Here is a 21,177-nt window from a genome sequence, read left to right on the forward strand (position 1 = left end):
TTATCGCCCAAACTGGTTAAATTTTAACAGTGACAACTACCCTGCCAGATAGGGGATATATAAATTTTCAATAATAAAAGCCTTCTTTAATTCAATTTTAACCTTATTCAAAAATACAGAGTGGCTTTCTATTTCGACGACAAAAAGTTCTAATATACCTGCAACCGACAATTGATGAAAACGCTCTATATTATTAAAAAACCACTTAAAGGGTTTTATTAATAATGTATCATCGTGCTTCATGAGATAGCTAATAGCTACAATGATATCCTTTTGTACAAAGGCATCTAAGTTTTTTGTTTTACTAAGAATTACTACTATAGCTAGTTCATCATGATTCATATCTGATAATTCGACGCTCTCTACACTTTCCCATTTAAAATCATTTTTATCTGGTAATCTATTTTCAATAAAGTCAAAACTCTTTTTGTACATTGATAAAGTCGATTCATCTTCTAAGCCTGCATGTTCAAATGCAATAATTAGATTGGCAACATATTTATATAAAAAATCAGAATTAGAAAATATTTTACGCAGCGATTTTACGCAGCGATTTTGCCAATACTCTTAATGACTCATTTTTATCAATTTTAACAGCATTTTTTAATGATTCTTTGTCAACAAAGCTCGAAAACCAACCATCCTTAGAATAAATGAAATTTTTAATAAATAGAAAAATTTTAATATCGTCTGACAAAGACAATTGTTCAATTAACCCCCTGATTTTTTTAGAATGCTCTTCACTATCACTTGGAAATTTTTTTGTTATAATTGGAATTAATAGTTCCGTTGCAAGCTGGTCGTTGCAAATCTCTTCCAAATAAAAATAAAGATAATTTAAATCTTCATCAGATAGCTTGTCTTTTTTATCATAATATTCTAGTAATTCAGTTTCATTTTTATCTCTCAATGACACTTCTTTGCAAAATGATTCTATTAAGCTTACGCTCAGTTCTTGATTTGTAGATGTACTAATTAAAGTTTGATTTTTTGAATTTTTATTGGATATTGGCGTGACTATTCCAAATTGAGTCATTAATTCATGAAACTTAGCTTCAACTTTATCAGTTAATGTATGAGATGAATCATTCCAATCTCTTGCTGATAAGTTGATTAAGGATAGTCCCGCTTGCCTTTCATCTATATCTACTAACTGAGTAATTACCCTCAAAAAACCGTCGAGATAATCATCTCTATTATTTGTTGGGGACAATTTGTAAAGAAAATTAAGAATTAAAGGGTTAACAGAATAACTTTTTTTCAGGTATGCAACAAACATGTAATCTAGCTTCCAGAAATACTCGTTCGTTAAAAACTCATTAACTAAGTACGTAGTGGCTAACTCATAATCAATATTCAAAAATTGCTCAAACCACTCTATAGTCAGCCATCTAATGCCTTTACCTTCTTCCGTATGCTTCATTACGGCATCAGTTAGGTACTTTAGTCTTTTAGAATAGTCCTTTGCGAAATCTGGATTAATGTTGTTAATAGCTGATAATGGTTCGATGACCTCTGTGAGAGTTGTATCTTTACGAAAGGTATAACTAGTAATTAATTGGAGTGCTTTTTCTAATTCCTTTTTTGCTTCATCTAGCTCATTTATTTTCCCATAGTAAATAGATTTCTTGAATGAATAGTCTGCATATTGACTATAATATTCATTATCCGATTGCCCAAAAGATTTATAGGTAGCAAGAATAAAATGGATGTTATTTTCATTTAAAAAATTATTTTCTATTATAGAGAGAGTTGGATAAGGAATTTTATTTAATGCTGTAACAACCTGTTCCCATGCATCTTTCGACTCGATGTACCTTAGACTTTTTATAATAGTACGATCAATCAAACCGCCATTACTATGAGTAAAATCTATCGCTCTTGGCGTACCTTTATAGGGAGCTGTATCACTCGCTAAAAAATCAATATTTTCGACAATTGCACTTTCTTTATCTAAATTGGAAGGCTTAGCTTCGATAAGCAATAACCTAATAAAATACTTTATCCAATTGTGAAAAAAATTGCTTGAAGGTATTCCTTTTTCGAATTCTGTTAATGTATCTATCGCAGAGTGTGCATGTTGCTTTACATTAAAATAAAACCTATCCAGTTCATTTTCCTTAATGTAACCATCAATGAAGCTTAAGTCTAAAGGTTCTAATTTATATGTTTGCTCAATATTAACAGGAAGCCTTTCCTTGCAACTTGTTCCCTCTAAAGCATCATTAATTATAAGGGCAATCGTTTCATTTTCATCATTATCAATACGTTGATAATGATTATGTATCTCTTCAAAACCTTTATGCTTAAAGACCTCAACAGTGAAAATTTTCAGGTAATCAGTATTATCTATTGATACTGCTTTAGTAAAATAACTACTTAGATCTTTATTTTCTTGTATCAAATAATTCACAAAGTATTTGAAGTTATTTGGTGCAATACTCTTTTCAAACAACTTTTTGACTTTTTCCCACTGTGGGGAATAGCCATATTTTTGTAAAATCATAAAACCTTTAGCTGTAATTCTGTCGCTGAAGTTTTTTCCGTCATTAAAAAATAAAAGTGCATTAGCTTTTTCTGTCCCGTAGATAGAGCAAATTGCTTCAAAATACAACTCGAAATTTTCTAAAAACTGACTATGATGCTCCTCTGAGTTAGTTGTTGAAATGGCTCTATGCAACTCACTAGCATAAATGAAAAGAGGCCAGTCTTGTGATTTCTCGGCCACATGTAAAAAATTTTTATAATTACTCTTTATTAATGACTCTGAATGACCGTGATACAGACTTTTGGATAAAAAACTGTTCTCTGCATACGCACTCGCATCTTCATACCGTTCTGAAAGGATTAAGTAGTTTAATAAATATCTGTAAGACTTATCATTTTCATAAAAGTCATTATTAATTAACCAATTTGCTATGTATTCATATATCTCTTTAATGTCTTCTATAGAAGACAATTTCTCAATGTTAAACCTCCTAAAGCTATCATGATATAATTTTAAGCCCCCCCCTAGAACTATTTTCTGATATAACAGGAGGTAATACTTTCATGTCAGAAGTAAAATGACGCTTCATCGGTATTATTTCTTTGAGTTCTTTTTTACTAACAGCGAACTCTAAGCAAGATAATATTTCAGATGTTGTATTATTTCCGATTTGACTTGTTAGATATTCATAATAGTTTTTTAGGTTAAAATCATATTTAGGCAGGTTATCAATAAGCTCGTCAGTAATAGCTTGATAATCATTAAGAGTCTTTAGTATATAAGTTAGATAAAGTGGGCTTCCTTCACTTTTTTCATTAAGTAGAGTCGATAGATTTTGACCATTAATTAGGATATCTTCACATTCAAACCTCTCCATCAGCTCCTTAGTATTTTCAATATCCCATTTAGGTAACTGTACTCTTATAAAGTCATTACTTTCTGTTAAAATATCAACCTCGACCGTAGACTGGGATCCTAATAAAATACTGACGTTAGCGGGTAGTTCGATCTTTGATATGTACTCAATAATTCTTGTCTTTTCTTTAGACAAAGCAGAGGAGGTTTTTAAAACCCTGTCAATATGGTCTAATCCATCAACTATGATTATTATGGGTTCATCAACAGCGGCTAATAATACATTTAGTTCTTTTAGGTTAGAAGCATATAGGTGCTGTTTTTCTTTTTTAGCTTGTGGAAAATATCTTTCAATATCACTTATCAAGTTACCAAAAAAAACGTCTGAACTAACTCTCTCTTCAAAATGTGAATCATTGGTACTAGTAAAGCAATAATGTCGAATTACGACATGCTCTTTCCTCGTTAAATAGTCAATCAAATTTGTTAAGAACCATGATTTGCCTGAACCTGGTTCACCAATCAATAACGTTTTATTGTTGGCAATGACATTATCAATAAATAAACTGTTTTTTTCATCAAATGTAATATTTTTATTTTGATCAATTTCGAATCTTTGTTCAATACGGCCAAAATCCGTTCTTACTCGCAATTCAATAAGTATATCTCTAGCTGAAATTTGAGCTGAACGAGTTCTATACGCTCCAGATATTTTAGCTAATCTTTCTAAAAAATCAGAGATATAAATATCATTATTAGGGTATTGTCCAATCCCTAATTTTTGAGCTTGTTCTATTAATATTTCTTCTAACTGTCTTGGCCTATTAAACTCTAAACTTGCTTTAGGTAAGTTGACTTCAATAAGTAAATCATTACAAAAATCATTAAATTCACTTCTATCTGTATTATTATCTTTTACGTACTGGCTTAGACTCTTCCAACGGTTAAAATTCTCTGGGTTCTCTTCCCATAGACGGCCAAGATTGATTTTAAAAACCTTTGTTGAAAAATTATTAAATGATGATCTACCAGGTAGTAGCTCTAAAACCCTTGTAATATCTTCATCAACAGGTTCGTCCCAAGCTAAGCATAATCTAAATTCAGTATTAGGGGTTTTAAGGTTTTGCCACGTTTCAAATAATTTATGGATTGCAATTTTATAATGGGCATCACCTGAAAGGTAATCTTTTATTAGTATTTTTGATACAGTGTCATTACTGTACTTAATCTGCTTCCGCTGTATTTCGGCACCATTAGTAATGACTAAGTCATCAAACCTATCAGGGATACTACCAGTCGTGTTCTTTTTATCTATTGAAAAGACACTATCGAGATTACCATCTAAAATCTCTTTTAAAATGAAGTAGCTTGTTATCAAATCTTGGTAATCATAGCCTTCATGTGCATTATTTAAATTCAAACCAATTTTCGCCTTTTGACATTAATTTAATCGATTCTATTTTAAGCTTTATCTCTACTTTGTATAGCGTGTATCATCTATCTTCAAGCAAAATATTGATTAACAATGCTTTAAAGAGAATATTCGAAAAAGCGAGTGCACATGAATGAAAAGTCAGCATTGAAATAAGAATATAATCAGAATTAGCAATGAGAGTAAAAATGACATAACTGTTAGACCACCATATGAAGCCCTTTTGCTCTAAACAGCGCTACTTGCCTGCGCTAGGAGTCAAGAGGCTTTCCTCTTGCCCGCAGCTATCGTGCATCTTTTGCGTAGCAAAAGTGTGACGATAGCGCAGCGGGTTGCATTGTCGTCACACTTTCAGTGAACGCCTATTTCGAGGTTGTCCCCAATATCATTTATGCACTTAAGCTGATATCTATGTCGTCTAAACGAAATAGATTTACGGCCTCTACAAGCTGCTCTGGCTCCAGTCGTTTACCATATCTACCGTAGGTCATGTTTTGATGTTTATGGCCTACAATTTCAGAAACCACATGCTCTTCGACATTCGCTCGTTTTAACTCATCAATAAAGGTATGGCGGAATGAATAGGCGGTTGCTCGTTGTCCTGCTTTAAAGCCCACATCATTAAGAATGTTGCCGAAGGTCTTTCTATAATCCTTTGACCAATCATTATCTGCACCGCGAGGTTTGACATTAAAAAGCTGTGTTTCTTTTGCTCGCTGGCGAGCTTTCACAAAGGCTAAGAAGCCCATATCTAACAATGTTTGATGAATGGGCACGGTTCGATTGGATAACTGGTTTTTCAGCTTCTGAGCGTCACCTGAGTCCGAGAACTGGATGCAAGGTAGTTCGCCTTGCTTGATATCCCGAACTTGAAGCTGACAAGCTTCTGACGGCCTGCAACCTTGATAAAGCATCAATAAGGTTATCCATTTAAAATCCGTGTTTTGTTTGCGATAAGCGTCGTTTGAGAATAATTTCTGTAAATCCTCAGTTTTCCAACGTTGTCGTTGCTCTTGAGCACTCTTTGCATTTTTAGAGGATGTTTTGACGACAGCAAATGGATTAGCCGTAATAAGCTCATGAGCTAAACACCAATTAAAAAACTGTCTATTTGCCGCAATGTAGTCTTTTAAAGTTTTGCTGCTTAATTTTCGTTTGAGTAATCGGTCTCGATAGTGCATTGCAATACTATTGGTGGGCTTATCTGTATTTAATTCTTTTAGATAGCCTAAAAAATCATTACATCGTTGCTCTACTGATTAAGGGTGAGTTGTGTGACACCTTCTAATTGCTTAGATTGAATAAAATCAGTGAGCGTAACTGAGGTAATAACAGGTAAGGGAGTAGCAATTTTTATTTTTGGTGAAGGGTCTACCACAAGCTTGGGGGCTTTGGTTTGAGTCTCAGGTTGTGCGTTATAAGCCGCTCGTAGGGCGTTAATCGACTGAGCCAGTTCAGTTTTAAATTCGATAATCGTTAAAGAGAGCGCAATGGCTTTCTCAAACAACGCATGAAGCAATTGAACTTGCTCAACATTTCGACGATAAGCGGTTTTACGCTCACGAGTAAGTAGGGAGAATTTTAGTTCGTTAGGATAACCACTTTCACGGAGTGAAAGTGGAGTAGCGATACGAGTATAGTAGACGCTATTTGGAAGTCTTAATAAGTACATCTGTGCCACCTTTCTGTGCAAGGCGATTTTCGATAGTACAGATATAAAAAAACCGCTGTAAAAACAGCGGTTTAATCTTTTAATTTGGTGGAGGGATAGGGATTTGAACCCTAGAACCGCTATTAACGGTTGCCGGTTTTCAAGACCGGTGCTTTCGACCACTCAGCCATCCCTCCAGTGGCGTGAATAATATAAGGGGCAGAGGATCTTGTAAACCCTTAATTTTCATAATTTTGTTTTGTTGCTTGTTTTCTAATCATTCACGGCAATAAAAAAGGGAAGCCATTGGCTTCCCTTTTCTTTTTGATGATCATTTAGTCATTTTTGGTATAGAACCGCTGTAACTCAGTAAGGCCTTGCATCAACACTGGCAAGCGAGGGCTTACATCTTTCAGACGTTTGTAATTCTGATCGTACAATTTGTAGTTACCAAACTTATCTAACACCGTTGTTTGTTGGTCAGTAACAAGAGCAAGTTCACGTGAGTCTCCTGCGAGAATCCATTTTCTTCTACGCTCATCAAACAGGCTACGACCGCTACTGAAGTCAGTCGGGTTCGAAGATACACCTAATAGCTCTTGCATTAGCGTGACTGACACGTCTAGGTGACTAGAACGGTGAGTATATTCAGATGCCGACTTACCTGGCCATTTGATGAACAGAGGCACTTGTAGTTGGTAACGACTGTAATTGGAGTTTGCACCCCAACTATTGGTTTTCGTTTCGTTAAATTCAGTACCATGGTTAGAGGTAATGATAACCACTGTGTTGTCTTGAAGATCTAGGCGCTCCAACTCTGCGTAGATTTTCGCTAACTGAACATCAGCCGCTTGAGTCGATTTTTGGTAATCTGCAGTAAAACGCTCAGCTGTAGTCAACGTCACATCTGTTTCGTAACTAGAGAAGTTATCGAGCGTTGTTAGCTCAATAAAGTTAAACCAAGGGCTTTTTGCTTGTGGCGATTGAACCCATTCAGACCAAGCTTGTATTGCGCTTTGGTCATCATCTGTTGCTTGCTCTGGGAGTGCATCACGACCTCGGAAGATGACTTCCGGGTAAAGTGCGTCGTCAAAGTCATCACCGCTAAAAGCGGCAAGTGTATAATTGTGATGTTTTAGCACATCGAGTAATACTGCGCTCGAACCTTGTGCTTTGATGCTGCTTGCGTAGCTGCTAGGAAGGCCATAGAACAATCCGAAAATACCAAACATGTCGTTACTTGAACTGTAGTGATTGGTGAAGTTGATCGATTGTTGTGCATAGGCATAGCTGCTTGGCATTGCAGTGCTATTGAGTGCATCAGCGCGAAGATTATTCACACTCACAAGCAGAATATTAAGATCAGCACTGCGGCGGTTGTATTGAATTTTTTCTAGCGGGTAGCTAACTAAGTTTACGTTCTCTTGGTTCGCTTCTAAACGCTGTAAATACTCTTCACGGTCTAATAGACCATGCTTTTCCATAAAGCTTTTTGCTGTCATAGGATAAGACAGTGGGAAATTCGCTTTCTGGCTTGTAATTGGGTTGTAGAAATACGCATCAGCCCACATGTAGGTCAAGTGGCTGCTGATGAAACACAAGAAGAAGACGGCAGTAATAGGACGGCCAATGTGTTTATGAGACAGTTTACGTTGCTTACGCCAAACCCACTCAGACAGACCTAGCTGCAATAAGAAGATTAGTGGCATTACAATGAAGAGGTGCTGCAAATCAGAAGTGAGTGCAGACTCCTCTCCACTGAATAAAACCTCCCACACGACAGGTGTCAGGTGGAGGTTTATATTTTGATACGTTTGAGTATCAATCAGTAGGACAGTTAAACCTATGGTTGCGAAGATAACGGCAACCAAACGTAATAACTTCCTCGACGGAAGAATAAAAGTGAGTGGGAACAGCACTAATAGATAGAGCGCGAACACCAAAAATCCAAAATGACCAACCCATGATGCAGCCAAATAGAATTGACCCAATAGGGTTTCTGGCCAAGCAGATTGAGTAATATAACGAGTACCAATCAACATCGCAGCAATGATGTTGAAAAATGCAAACCAGTGGCCCCAACCTACCAGTCGAGATACACGATCGCTATATGAGTTTGCGCTGTCTACCATTTATAATTCTTTTTCCGTCAATCAAACTTAGTGAGACTTTTTATCTTCAAGAGAAGAAATTAAAGCTTCGGCAAATTTTTCAGCAATTCCTTTGCGTTGTGAAGCAGCAACGTTCTGATTTAAGACATTGGTTGCGATATTTCCAGCGATCATCAATGAAAGCTCAGGTGAAGCTTTGTGCTTAGTCAGTACAGCACCTACTTCAGCTAGGATTTTTTCAACTTGATCATCTGTGTATTTAGATATAATCGGCATAAGGACTCTAATAATGATAGTAAAAGCGGCTTATGATAACCTACTATGCACAACAACTGAAACCTGAACGGTAATATTTTCACTATGAGCCTTCACCTTTCCAACGTAATTTTACACCAGCTAAGCAAGAACGATCAGGAAGAGCTGATTGTTAACTATCGTGCTGAATCTCTAGAAAACGATACTGCATCTGAAAACCTAGTCGCTGAACTTCACCGAGTTTTTGATTCAAAAGCAGGTAAAGGATTTGGTTCTTTCAAATCCGACAGCGAATTCCAGCAGTCGTTGCATGAATTTCGAGCTGGAGAACAAAGTTTTTATGATTTCTCTCAAAAAAGTGCGCTACGTCTAAAAGATGAGCTTTCAAAGTATCCTTTTGCTGATGAAGGTACTTTGGTACTGGCTGAATATCAATCACTGGCGACAGACTACCTTTTCATCGGACTACTGCCTTCTAACCAAAGTTTGAAAGTGACCGAAGGGCTAGATATTAGTGCGACGGATTACCTGGATATCTCGAAGATGGATATTGTTGCGCGCCTTGATCTTTCAACATACGACACAGACAAAGAGTCAAACCGTTACCTTACTTATATTAAAGGGCGCGTTGGTCGTAAAGTCGCTGACTTCTTCTTAGACTTCCTTCAAGCAGAAGTAGGCTTGGATGCTAAGCAGCAAAACCAAGTATTGATGCAAGCGGTAGAAGACTTTGTTTCTGACTCTAAGTTAGAGAAAGAAGAAGCGATCAGCTATAAAAAACAAGTTGCGGATTACTGTAACGAACAGCTTAAAGCGGGTGATGAAGTTCAAGTTCGTGAACTTTCTGGAGAATTGCCAGCAAGCACAGATGGTACAAGCTTCTTTGACTATACTAGTGAGCAAGGCTACGAGTTAGAAGACAGCTTCCCAGCAGACCGCGCAACTATGCGTAAACTAACAAAATTTGTTGGTGCTGGTGGCGGTTTGAATGTTAGTTTTGATAGTCTGCTTTTAGGTGAGCGTATCTTCTACGATCCAGAGACAGACACGCTAACCATTAAAGGGACGCCACCGAACTTACGTGATCAACTGACTCGCAATAAGTCATAGTCCGAAGTTATTAGGTAGCAAGCGACAGCAGGTTGTTGTCGCTTGTTTATGTTTAGCAACATAATGGTTTAGAGTTCGCATGAACAAGGAATATCGATGGAACAATCAGTAGCAAAGCCCAATCGCTTTAAAAGACCCGCAACTTTTTTGGTTGCACTCTTGGCTCTGTGGCTACTTCCTTCACTGGCTCTCCTTAATCTAAGCCGTTCTTACTCTCACTCGCTCGCTCAAATTGAAGAACTCGGTATTCGCGTTAATGAATTGAGGCAATCGCTTTATTTCTCTGAGCCGCTGCGAGTCTCTCGCATTAATGATTTAGCACTCGATGCTCAATTGGTTTATTCGATCCGACTGCAGATAGAATCTGATTTCCAACACGCCTTGTTTCGTCCTGATGTGAACCAACTGCTTTACGTTGCCGATCAATTTTTAGAAAAATTTGATGAATTCATTCCGATAGAAAGTCAGGTGCAAGATATCGTCGATAACATCAAAGTGTTACGCACAGATACACAACTTTCCCCTAAGTTAAAGCCGCTACTCAACGAATTTGGTGTCGTCGTTTTTGAAGCGATGTATTCCGATAACCAAAGTTCATCAGCAACTTATCGCGCCTTTGATTCTATACTTGAAAAATCTTATTCATTAAAATCCGAAGAGCAAGATGCACTCCAACAATTACTGGCTGATGCTTCAGCATTGCTGAGTGATTACGCTCAGCTCAATTATTTAGTCGATAAAATTAAGAAGAATTCAGTAAACGAACAGATCATTAAACTTGAAGCTGAGTTCCATGATCGTCAATACAACCTATTATTGATCATGCTAGGTTTAAGCTTAGTGGCAATGATTGCGTTACTGTTGTGGAGCGTTAGGTCCCAAAAATCGAAGAAAGAAGTAGACCAAGCACTCAAACAGGAACCAGTCATCGATTCAAGTCAGGACGATGCTCTCTCTACTTCCAACAAAGATACGTCTTCTCGTAACGATACTGCTTCTCGCAATAATATTGTTTCTCATAGCGATACTGTTTCTTCCGCGGTGACGCCACCAAGTAATCCCCCATCAGTATTAGATATTACGCAAGCGAGTCAACATTCTGATACCCAACCTCAGCAGAGTATTTGTGCGACAAGCCCGCAAGCTATTTCACAAGAACCGATTTTGCAAGAACCTATTCCACATGTTCCGGTTCAGCAAAACTCTATTCAGCAACCCCCAACTCAGCGGACACCAGAACAAGTGCAAGAGCCAGAGAAGCACATTGCCAGTGTGACGGATTCAAAGCCAGCGATTGATATTGAAGAGATGCTAGAGACTCTTGATGGCGATACCGAGTCTGTTGAATTGTTGCTAGGGGTCTTTGTCGAAGATCACGCAGATGACTATACCAGATTCAAATCTCTGCTCACTAAGGATGAAACCTCTGCTGCTCGCATTGTGCACAGCTTAAAAGGTGTGGCTGGCAGCATCAAAGCGTCTCGGCTAGCGATCATTGCAGCGACTATTGAAATGACAATGAAGCAGTCCAGAGCCATCAGTGAGCACGATTTAGCTGAACTAGAGCTAGCGATAAAAGCCTCTGTAGATTCTGCTCATGACTATTTAAATACCCAACGTTAACTTTTACAGGTTTTTTGACAATACTCTGACGAAGCGCTCATACAATCCGCGCCCTTAGTCTTTGTCAGAGGTTTATATGTCACGAGTTTCGAGTCGAAATTGGATCGTGTTGGTGCTTAGCATTGTGCTAAGTGGTTGTTCTCTCTTGGAAGTTAAGCTAGACAGTCAAACGACGCCTCTTACTCAGCAAGAGTTACAGGCTCGGATCATGACGCGTGAATACGCCAAGATTTTTTTTACACGAGTAGAAGACTCGGCCGATCTCATTGCGCAATCTTACCCTGCTGATGACACCTTACATCAATCTTATGTGTTGCTTTGGAAGATCCATGCTGAGCAGGGCTTACAACAAGCGGCGTACCAAACTTCCCCAATGTCAGCATTAATTGACTCATGGGTTTTCACAACACAAATGAATCAGTTTTATAGCCAAGGCGATGGCGCGGATCTGTTCGTGACGGATAATGCGGTAGAGACTGCTCGTTCTCTTGACCAAGAAGCTGAGAAGCTAGCAAAGGGTGTATTGAGCTCGAGTGATTTCAAGAACAGCAAAGCGTTCGTCGAAGAGTTTGCCGCGAGTAATCCTTTTAAAGATCTTACCTTCAGAAGCACACCCGCTTACCGTGAATGGCTAAGTTACCTTGGTAAAGACGAATCTCAAATCGTTCAAAGCCTAGGTACCATGCCGGAGGCGATGGGCGATGCATCAGACCGTTTAAGCCTAATGGCTGACCAAACACCGAAATTGATGACGTGGAAAGCTGAGTTGGTGGCGATGAATAGCTCGCTAACGGGTGAAGACCTATCTATGACGCTGGAAAGCCTTCGTCAAACATCAGCAAGCATGCAGGACTTCATTGAGAATAACCCTGAGTACATGCAAACATTGGCTTCTATTATGTCGACAGAAATGCAGCCTCTGCTCAACGACCTAAGTGATAAGACAGATCAAAAATTGGCGATGCTCACTGAAGAACGTGTAGCCTTAGAAAAAATGGTGACACGAGAGAGAGAAGCTCTGGTCGCGATGATTGCGAAAGAGCGTATTGAAATTGCAGGCATTGTGACTTCTGAAAGGGAACTGTTTACACAAGATCTTGATCGCGTCTCTCAAGAGGTGGTGGTACTCGCTATTGATAAACTGATGGACTTGATCAAAGGTGTGATTATTTACTTCATCCTGTTTATCTTGGTGGTGTTCTTTGCACCGTTAGGCATCGGTTATTGGTTGGGTAAACGAACCGCTAGCAAATAAATTCAGTAATTAAGTAGATCAAAAAAGAGCGCTCTAGAGCGCTCTTTTGGCATTTATATCATCAACATTTTTGTGCTTACGCACTAAAGCCTTAGCTTAAGCTTGTTGCTTGCTCAGTTCTGCGGCTTCTTCAGTTTCAAGCGCTGGTGCTGTTGGTTCACATTTATCAACGAACCAACCCATGTAAGACGTTACGATAGTCACGAGGATACAGATGAAGCTCAACCACATGAACGGAGCATAAGAGAGCGTTGCGACACCAAGAATACTCGCCATGTAGATGCCGTTGTCACTCCAAGGAACCATGCCTGAAGTTAACGTGCCACCGAACTCAGCGTTACGAGATAGATTTTTACGTTGGTAACCTAATCGGTCGTAGTTTTTCGCACAGATTTTTGGCGTTAGGATTAACGATACGTACATTGCAGAACCGAATACGTTACCCATGAAGGCCGTGCCGATCGTGCTTGTTGCTAGAGAGCCTGCGCTATTTACTCGGCGCTCGAACACCTTAGCAATCGTCTCTAATACGCCCACTTTATCCAGTAAGCCACCAAAACCTAAACCAAACACAATTACCGCTACCGAACCAAGCATTGAAGACATGCCGCCACGGTTAAGAATCGAGTCAATAAACTCTACGCCAGAGGAGATAGAGAACGGTGCCCAAGCAGTATTGAATGCCGTTAGGAAATCGATATCTTGGATCATGACTGCCCAGATAATACCTAGCAGAGAACCGAAGCTGATTACCGGGAATGAAGGCATGCGGAAAGCCAACAGACCAAGCACGATCAGTACTGGGACAAATGAGTAAGGCGTGATGTAGAACTGAACTTCCATTGCTTTAATGACAGAATCTACTTGGCTCATGTCAACGTTACCTGCGTAGTGAAAACCAAACGCAGTAAACATGATACCAGTAATCACGTAGCTGATTAACGCAACTGGCAGCATGCCCTTGATGTGCTCAACCACTTCAACACCAGACATTGAAGAAGCCAGAATCACTGAATCAGAAAGTGGAGACATCTTGTCGCCGAAGTAACAACCTGACAGCACTGCACCTGCAGTAATCGGTGCTGGAACACCTAGGCCTTGGCCAATACCCATCATCGCGATACCTGCTGTACCCGCAGCGCCCCAAGAAGTACCAGTTGCCAATGCGGTTAGAGAACAGATAATCATGGTCGCTAAAAGGAAGATAGAAGGGTGGATAGCTTTCAGACCATAGTAAATGATAGTAGGTACGATCCCGCCTGAGATCCAAGTACCAACAAGAGCGCCAACGGCTAAAAGTATTAAAACCGCGCCTAAGCCATTGGATATTCCTTTGAGTGCCGCTTTTTCTAAGTCTTTGTATTCGTGGCCAAGGCGAATACCGAGAACCATGATAATGAACCAGCCAATATACAAGGCAAGTTGAATTGGAAGGTCAAGTTTTGCAGTAAAGGAAAAAGCAAGGGATAGAAATAGTCCTAACGCGATGAATACCTGCAATAGGTTCGGTAGGCGAGTTTTACTCTGCTTCATAAAAGCCTCTTGTGATTTCGAGCATTTATAGTGCTTCGTTATGGTGTGTGGTGCAAAACGGACACTACAGTAATTAGTTTATTATATCGAAAAAATACGTCCAAGTTGTGATATTTGACTGCTAGCACAGTTAATCATGGTTTCATTATCTGAAATATTGTTAAATTCATAGTTCTTACATGTTGAAACTTGTCGCACGTTGTTTTCGTTTTGTGAAGTATTATTCTGGATAGTATTGATTAAAAAGAGGGATTTACTGTTTGTGACGCGAGTGGGATTAAGCTGCTTTGGCGATGCAAATGTTTGAATTTGAGGATAATGGGCGTTTTATCAATGAGGTGGATATTAAATGTCGATACAGGGATAACTGCACGATTCATTGCGTTCACTTAAAAGAAACGAAAAAGTTACACTTTTTGACAAAAATCACTTGAGTTCTGTTTCTGAAAAACTTATAGATGGGGGAGAGCAATTTTTAATTTATACATGGAGAGTGAGCGATGAGAGTAGGTCTAGTTGGTTGGCGCGGTATGGTTGGTTCTGTATTGATGCAACGTATGGTTGAAGAGAAAGATTTCGACTTGATTGAACCTGTTTATTACAGCACGTCTCAGATTGGGATTCCTGCCCCTGTTTTGGGTGGTAAAGATGCGGGTCTACTTCAAGACGCTTTTGATATTGATAGCCTAAAACAGCTTGATGCGGTGATTACCTGTCAAGGCGGAGACTACACCTCAAAAGTATACCCAGCACTGCGTCAAGCAGGTTGGAAAGGCTACTGGATTGATGCGGCTTCTACCTTACGTATGGACGCGGATTCAATCATCACTCTTGATCCTGTTAACTTGGCTCAAATCCAACAAGGTATCCACGGCGGGACTAATACTTTCGTAGGCGGTAACTGTACTGTGAGCTTAATGCTTATGGCTTTGGGTGGTCTATACGAGAAAGGCATGGTTGAGTGGATGAGTGCCATGACTTACCAAGCCGCTTCAGGTGCGGGCGCTAAGAACATGCGTGAACTGATCTCACAAATGGGTGTGATCAACGACAGCGTAAGTTCTGAGTTAGCGAACCCTTCAAGTTCAATTCTTGATATCGATAAGAAAGTCGCTGATACCATTCGTTCATCTTCATTTCCAACCGATCAGTTCGGTGCTCCGCTTGCGGGCTCACTGATTCCTTGGATCGATGTGAAGCGTGAAAACGGTCAAAGCAAAGAAGAGTGGAAAGCCGGCGTTGAAGCGAACAAGATTCTTGGCCTAGATGGTCAGCCAATCCCAATTGATGGCACTTGTGTACGAATCGGTGCAATGCGTTGTCACGCTCAAGCACTAACGATTAAGCTTAAGCAAGATGTGCCTATGGACGAGATCGAAGAGATCATCGCGACGCACAATGATTGGGTTAAAGTGATTCCTAATGACCGAGACATCACTGCGCAGGAGCTAACACCAGCGAAAGTAACAGGCACAATGTCTGTACCAGTCGGTCGTCTGCGTAAGATGTCGATGGGTAACGATTTCCTGAATGCGTTCACGGTAGGTGACCAACTACTTTGGGGTGCTGCAGAACCACTACGCCGTACTCTGCGCATTATCCTTGCGGAGAAAGCGTAATCGGCAAGATTGCTTAAATTCTATTAGCTGATAAACCGAAAGGGTTGACGATAAACGTCAACCCTTTTTAGTTTATTGATATCTCGTTATTCGGCCCTCGAAACTGCCCTTAAACCTCTTCGCATCTCGAGTCTGCTTTTATTTCTCTTCAGTAACGACACGCTTGTCGGGGTCTGCCAATTCACCCGCACAGTGTTTGCAATACATAGCATCCGAATCATGGCCGGCGCGGTTACAGTTCGGACACTTTACCAACTCTTTGTGCGAGTTCATCTCATTGCTGAGCTCTGCAGTAATAATCCCTGTCGGTACCGCTAAAATAGAGTAACCCAATAGCATGGTCAGAGAAGCGATCGCTTTCCCTAACGCGGTTTGAGGGATCATGTCACCGTAGCCAACCGTCGTAATGGTTACGATTGCCCAATAAATACTGTGGGGAATACTTGTAAAGCCATTTTCTGGCCCTTCAATAACAAAGATAAGCGCGCCGAAGATAACAACTAAGATGCCAACTGTGCTGAAAAAGATCAGTATCTTTCGTCTTGCCATTAAAAGTGAACGTAACAGAATGTTTGAATCTTGCAGGTAGCGAACCAGTTTTAGGATTCGGAAGATACGCATCACACGCAGCAGCCTTACCACACCCATAAATGAAGCGCCTGGGAAGATGATCGCTAAGTAGGTCGGAAGAATCGCCAATAGGTCCACGACACCATAAAAGCTGGTGGCATAAGATTTTGGTTTCGGAGAACAATAGAGCCTCAACAAATACTCAAGAGTGAAGAGAGCAGTAAAAGTGTATTCAATATAACGCAGCTGCTGTGACCATTCGGTCATGACATTAGGGATGGATTCTAAGATCAGAACCAATAGCGAAGCCAAGATTGCAACGATCAGAGAAATATCAAATGCACGTCCGGCTGGCGTGTGAGTACCAAAGATAATGACGTACAAATGATGCTTGAGTGGCTTGCGTGACATAAGGAGAGATTCATCTTTTGTTAAATGCATTAACAGTCATTATACAAGCTTCATAATAACGAGGCGAGTGAAAGCCCAATTGCTTTACTCGCCTCATCTATATTGCAATATTGTTGCCCTTTATAGAGCAACCGGATTACCGTTAAACGTTATGCCAAACCTGGGAACAAATTACGTAGGCCATTGGCGATGAACTCGATGCCCAATGCGCCAAGAATCAAGCCCATGATACGCGTGATCACATTGATACCCGTTTGACCTAAAAAGCGAACGATAACCGGCGCTGAACGGAACAGAAGCCAAGAGCAGGTTGCAAACGCGATGATGCTAATGCCAATTCCCACAGTATCAATGGCTGCAGGGTAACGAGATCCGTAAACAATGGTCGAGCTGATTGCCCCGGGGCCCGCCATTAATGGCATCGCAAGAGGAACAACACCGATTTGCTCTTTGCTGATGTATTCAGATTTCTCTTGTTTATTCTGCTTATCTTCACCGAGCTTACCGCTCATCATCGAAAATGCGATGCTCAATAATAGCAAACCACCTGCAACACGAAATGAATCCAGGGAGATGCTAAACATATCAAGCAGCATTTGCCCCGCGACAAGCGACACAATCAGGATAACGGCAACGGCAATATTTGCTTGTAAGGCTGTCCTGTTCCTCTCTTCTGGCGGCATATGTGCAGTAAGGGAAACAAAAACAGGCATGATGCCGATTGGGTTTACGGCAGCAACAAGCCCAAGGAAGAATTGCATAAAAATTGCGAGTTCTAAGCCTTGCATGAGAGCGATCTCCAGTTAGCGAATTTTAAGGTTGAAGGTTTGATTCGGTGAATAGTCTGAGCGCGTAATGTAAGGGACAACTCGGATTTGCACGAATGAAAAAAACTAACCTGAAATAGGGGATTATTTTTAGAAAAACTAATTGAATATCACTTTTGTATTGGCGGTGTTGCGAGTTGGTTGTTAGTGTTTCATTTTGTAATTTATTATCGAGTAACTGTTAACTGCCGCACGAATTTAATAAAAATTATGTCAAAATCTAGCCCGTGCAACGGTATGGATATACTCTCAGTAGCACGAATATGGCTGTATACATGTAATTTAACTGACTAAAAATGAAACTTTTTTACAGTTTATGACTCTATGTAGAAAAAGTTTGTCTGTTTGCTTGTGTTTTGAACTAACGAAAAATGTGATTTTAATCTATATAAATCATCATCTTAAGCATGTTTTTGCGATTGCCTTACTACTTTTTGGTTAATTCTTTTTGGGTAACTGATCTGGGTCAATTTTTTTTACACTGTGAAATAATATACTCAGTCCTGAAAGCAATTTACTAAGAACGTTGTTGTTTGAGGTTAAAAGCAAGCAGCGAAATTAATAAAAAGTTTTTAATATTTATTATTTTAGGAGATCCACCATGCCTGTAACTAACTTAGCGGAACTTGATGCTCTAGTAGCACGCGTTAAAGCAGCACAAGAAGAGTTTGCAACATTCTCTCAAGAGAAAGTAGACGCAATCTTCCGCGCAGCTTCTCTTGCTGCTAACCACGCTCGTATCCCACTTGCACAACAAGCAGTTGCTGAATCTGGAATGGGTATTGTTGAAGATAAGGTTATCAAAAACCACTTTGCATCTGAATTTATCTACAACAAATACAAAGACGAAAAAACATGTGGCATTCTTGATGAAGATGAAAGCCTAGGCACAATGACTATCGCTGAGCCTGTAGGTATCATCTGTGGTATCGTTCCAACAACGAACCCAACTTCTACAGCAATCTTCAAATCTCTAATCTCTCTTAAAACACGTAACGGCATCATCTTCTCGCCACACCCACGTGCAAAGAACTCAACTAATGACGCAGCGAAGCTTGTTCTAGACGCAGCTGTAGCAGCGGGTGCACCAAAAGACATCATCGGTTGGATCGACCAACCATCTGTAGAGCTTTCTAACGCGCTGATGAAGCACGACGGTATCGCACTTATCCTTGCTACTGGTGGTCCAGGCATGGTTAAAGCAGCATACTCTTCTGGTAAGCCTGCTATCGGTGTTGGTGCTGGTAACGTTCCTGTAGTTATCGATGAAACAGCTGACATCAAACGTGCAGTAGCATCTATCCTTATGTCTAAAACATTCGATAACGGTGTTGTATGTGCTTCTGAGCAAGCTGCAATCGTAGTTAGCGAAGTATATGACGAAGTTAAAGAGCGTTTTGCTTCTCACAAAGCTCACGTTTTATCTAAAGCTGACGCAGATAAAGTACGTAAAGTTCTTCTTATCGACGGCAACCTAAACGCTAAAATCGTAGGTCAACCTGCTCCTGCAATCGCTGAAATGGCGGGTGTTAAAGTTCCTGCTGATACAAAAGTACTTGTAGGTGAAGGCCTTGGTAAAGTTTCTTACGATGACGAATTTGCTCACGAGAAACTGTCTCCAACTCTAGGTCTATTCCGCGCAGACGATTTCGAAGACGCTGTTGCTCAAGCAGTAACTATGGTTGAAATCGGTGGTATCGGTCACACATCTGGTCTTTACACTAACCAAGACGTAAACGCAGATCGCATCCGTTACTTCGGTGACAAGATGAAGACGGCTCGTATCCTAATCAACATCCCGACTACTCACGGTGGTATCGGTGACCTGTACAACTTTAACGTTGCACCTTCTCTAACTCTTGGTTGTGGTTCATGGGGTGGTAACTCTATCTCTGAGAACGTAGGTCCTAAGCACCTTATCAACAAGAAAACTGTAGCGAAGCGAGCTGAAAATATGTTGTGGCACAAACTACCTAAGTCTATCTACTTCCGTCGTGGCAGCCTTCCAATCGCTATGAGCGACCTAGAAGGTAAGAAACGCGCATTCCTAGTAACGGACCGTTTCCTATTCAACAACGGTTACGCAGACGATGTAGTTAGCCTGCTTAAAGCGCAAGGTATTGAAGTTCAAGTATTCTTCGATGTAGAAGCGGATCCAACACTGTCTGTTGTTGAGAAAGGCGCTGAAGCAATGAAGAGCTTCCAACCTGACGTAATCCTTGCTCTAGGTGGCGGTTCTCCAATGGATGCTGCTAAGATCATGTGGGTTATGTACGAGCACCCAGAAACTCACTTCGAAGAACTAGCAATGCGCTTTATGGATATCCGTAAACGTATCTACAAGTTCCCTAAAATGGGTAAAAAAGCTGAGCTAGTATGTATCACTACTACTTCAGGTACGGGTTCAGAAGTTACGCCATTCGCGGTTGTTACTGACGACAAAACAGGTGCTAAGTACCCGCTAGCGGATTACGAAATCACGCCAAACATGGCTGTTGTTGATGCTAACCTAGTAATGAACATGCCTAAGTCTCTAACAGCGTTCGGTGGTTACGATGCAGTAACTCACGCTCTTGAAGCTTACGTATCAGTTCTTGCGAACGAATACTCAGATGGTCAAGCTCTACAAGCTCTTAAGATGCTTAAAGAATACCTACCATCAAGCTACAAAAACGGTTCAGCAGACCCAATCGCTCGTGAGAAAGTACACAACGCTGCAACGATTGCTGGTATTGCCTTTGCGAACGCATTCCTAGGTGTATGTCACTCAATGGCTCACAAAATTGGTGCTGAGTTCCACCTACCACACGGTCTTGCAAACGCACTACTTATCTCAAACGTTGTACGTTACAACGCGAACGATAACCCAACTAAGCAGACTGCATTCTCTCAGTACGACCGCCCACAAGCACGTCGTCGTTATGCTGAAGTTGCTGACCACCTAGGCCTAAGCCAAGCTGGTGACCGTACTGCTCAGAAGATTGAACGTCTACTGACTTGGTTAGAAGAGCTTAAAGTTGACCTAGACATCCCACTGTCTATCCAGGCTGCGGGTGTTAACGAGTCTGACTTCATCGCTAAACTAGACGAGCTAGCTGTTGAAGCGTTCGATGACCAGTGTACAGGTGCTAACCCACGTTACCCTCTAATCACTGAGCTTAAAGAAGTTCTAACAACGTCTTACTTCGGTAAAGCATACGTTGAAGGTGAAACTTTTGAAGGTACGACTGTAATTTTGAAGAAAGCTGACCAAAAGCCAGCTGAAGAAAAAGCAGCACCAAAAGCTAAAAAAGAAAAAGCTAACGCATAATAAGTAAGCATTAGTTTGAGATAGGTTTTCGCTAGCACGATACTTATCTATCGGGAAAAGATGAAAGCCCCAGTCGAGAGACTGGGGCTTTTTTTATGTTTGGTTAGTTTGTAAAACGGATTGAAAG

At 40.4% G+C, this 21,177-nt stretch carries 15 protein-coding genes and 1 tRNA gene; 5 read left to right on the forward strand and 11 right to left on the reverse strand.

Features of this window, described 5'->3' with window-relative positions:
- Window positions 1-36: 36 nt before the first annotated feature.
- From AB6D80_RS13375 to AB6D80_RS13410, 8 genes are all read right to left on the reverse strand, one after another.
- Window positions 37-435, reverse strand: coding sequence for a hypothetical protein (locus AB6D80_RS13375; protein ID WP_372188729.1), 399 nt, complete (start codon window positions 433-435; stop codon window positions 37-39).
- Between the two features lie 94 nt (window positions 436-529).
- The gene (locus AB6D80_RS13380) at window positions 530-2,959 is read right to left on the reverse strand and encodes a hypothetical protein (RefSeq protein ID WP_372188731.1); all 2,430 of its coding nucleotides are present in this window, start codon (window positions 2,957-2,959) and stop codon (window positions 530-532) included.
- A gap of 28 nt (window positions 2,960-2,987) precedes the next feature.
- Window positions 2,988-4,763, reverse strand: a complete 1,776-nt coding sequence (locus AB6D80_RS13385) for an ATP-binding protein (protein WP_372188734.1) — start codon at window positions 4,761-4,763, stop codon at window positions 2,988-2,990.
- A 401-nt stretch (window positions 4,764-5,164) separates the two neighbouring features.
- The gene (locus AB6D80_RS13390; RefSeq protein WP_372188737.1) at window positions 5,165-5,956 is read right to left on the reverse strand and encodes a tyrosine-type recombinase/integrase; all 792 of its coding nucleotides are present in this window, start codon (window positions 5,954-5,956) and stop codon (window positions 5,165-5,167) included.
- Between the two features lie 71 nt (window positions 5,957-6,027).
- Window positions 6,028-6,447 (reverse strand): DUF6538 domain-containing protein, encoded by a 420-nt coding sequence (locus tag AB6D80_RS13395; RefSeq protein ID WP_372188739.1) that lies wholly within the window; start codon window positions 6,445-6,447, stop codon window positions 6,028-6,030.
- An 85-nt stretch (window positions 6,448-6,532) separates the two neighbouring features.
- Window positions 6,533-6,623: transfer RNA gene (locus AB6D80_RS13400), tRNA-Ser, on the reverse strand.
- A 138-nt stretch (window positions 6,624-6,761) separates the two neighbouring features.
- Window positions 6,762-8,558 carry a DUF3413 domain-containing protein gene (locus AB6D80_RS13405; protein ID WP_372188740.1) on the reverse strand — a complete coding sequence of 599 codons (1,797 nt, stop codon included), beginning with the start codon at window positions 8,556-8,558 and terminating at the stop codon, window positions 6,762-6,764.
- A gap of 27 nt (window positions 8,559-8,585) precedes the next feature.
- Window positions 8,586-8,813, reverse strand: a complete 228-nt coding sequence (locus tag AB6D80_RS13410) for a YejL family protein (protein WP_004734063.1) — start codon at window positions 8,811-8,813, stop codon at window positions 8,586-8,588.
- An 84-nt stretch (window positions 8,814-8,897) separates the two neighbouring features.
- Here AB6D80_RS13410 and yejK point away from each other — a divergent pair, with 84 nt between their 5' ends.
- From yejK to AB6D80_RS13425, 3 genes are all read left to right on the forward strand, one after another.
- Window positions 8,898-9,902, forward strand: a complete 1,005-nt coding sequence (yejK, locus tag AB6D80_RS13415; protein ID WP_372063791.1) for a nucleoid-associated protein YejK — start codon at window positions 8,898-8,900, stop codon at window positions 9,900-9,902.
- 96 nt (window positions 9,903-9,998) lie between these two features.
- Window positions 9,999-11,525, forward strand: a complete 1,527-nt coding sequence (locus AB6D80_RS13420; RefSeq protein ID WP_372063793.1) for an Hpt domain-containing protein — start codon at window positions 9,999-10,001, stop codon at window positions 11,523-11,525.
- Between the two features lie 76 nt (window positions 11,526-11,601).
- Window positions 11,602-12,780 carry a chemotaxis protein gene (locus AB6D80_RS13425; RefSeq protein WP_371701333.1) on the forward strand — a complete coding sequence of 393 codons (1,179 nt, stop codon included), beginning with the start codon at window positions 11,602-11,604 and terminating at the stop codon, window positions 12,778-12,780.
- 96 nt (window positions 12,781-12,876) lie between these two features.
- On the opposite strand, the gene nhaC is transcribed toward AB6D80_RS13425, so the two are convergent.
- On the reverse strand, window positions 12,877-14,313 hold the full coding sequence (gene nhaC, locus AB6D80_RS13430; RefSeq protein WP_017098219.1) for a Na+/H+ antiporter NhaC: 1,437 nt from the start codon (window positions 14,311-14,313) through the stop codon (window positions 12,877-12,879).
- A gap of 500 nt (window positions 14,314-14,813) precedes the next feature.
- Between nhaC and asd the strand changes: the two genes are divergently transcribed.
- Entirely contained in the window at window positions 14,814-15,932 is a 1,119-nt protein-coding gene (asd, locus tag AB6D80_RS13435; protein WP_012603520.1) for an aspartate-semialdehyde dehydrogenase, read from the forward strand.
- Between the two features lie 138 nt (window positions 15,933-16,070).
- Here the strand turns inward: asd and AB6D80_RS13440 are convergent, their stop codons facing one another.
- Complete coding sequence (locus tag AB6D80_RS13440; RefSeq protein ID WP_372188747.1) at window positions 16,071-16,913, reverse strand: ion transporter; 843 nt, start codon at window positions 16,911-16,913, stop codon at window positions 16,071-16,073.
- 149 nt (window positions 16,914-17,062) lie between these two features.
- Window positions 17,063-17,701: a YchE family NAAT transporter gene (locus AB6D80_RS13445; RefSeq protein WP_004734056.1), complete on the reverse strand. Its 639-nt coding sequence runs from the start codon at window positions 17,699-17,701 to the stop codon at window positions 17,063-17,065.
- A gap of 640 nt (window positions 17,702-18,341) precedes the next feature.
- Between AB6D80_RS13445 and adhE the strand changes: the two genes are divergently transcribed.
- Window positions 18,342-21,050, forward strand: coding sequence for a bifunctional acetaldehyde-CoA/alcohol dehydrogenase (gene adhE, locus AB6D80_RS13450; protein ID WP_017099472.1), 2,709 nt, complete (start codon window positions 18,342-18,344; stop codon window positions 21,048-21,050).
- Window positions 21,051-21,177: the final 127 nt, after the last annotated feature.

The organism is Vibrio sp. 10N.247.310.17 (assembly GCF_041466605.1).
Classification (GTDB): domain Bacteria; phylum Pseudomonadota; class Gammaproteobacteria; order Enterobacterales; family Vibrionaceae; genus Vibrio; species Vibrio tasmaniensis_A.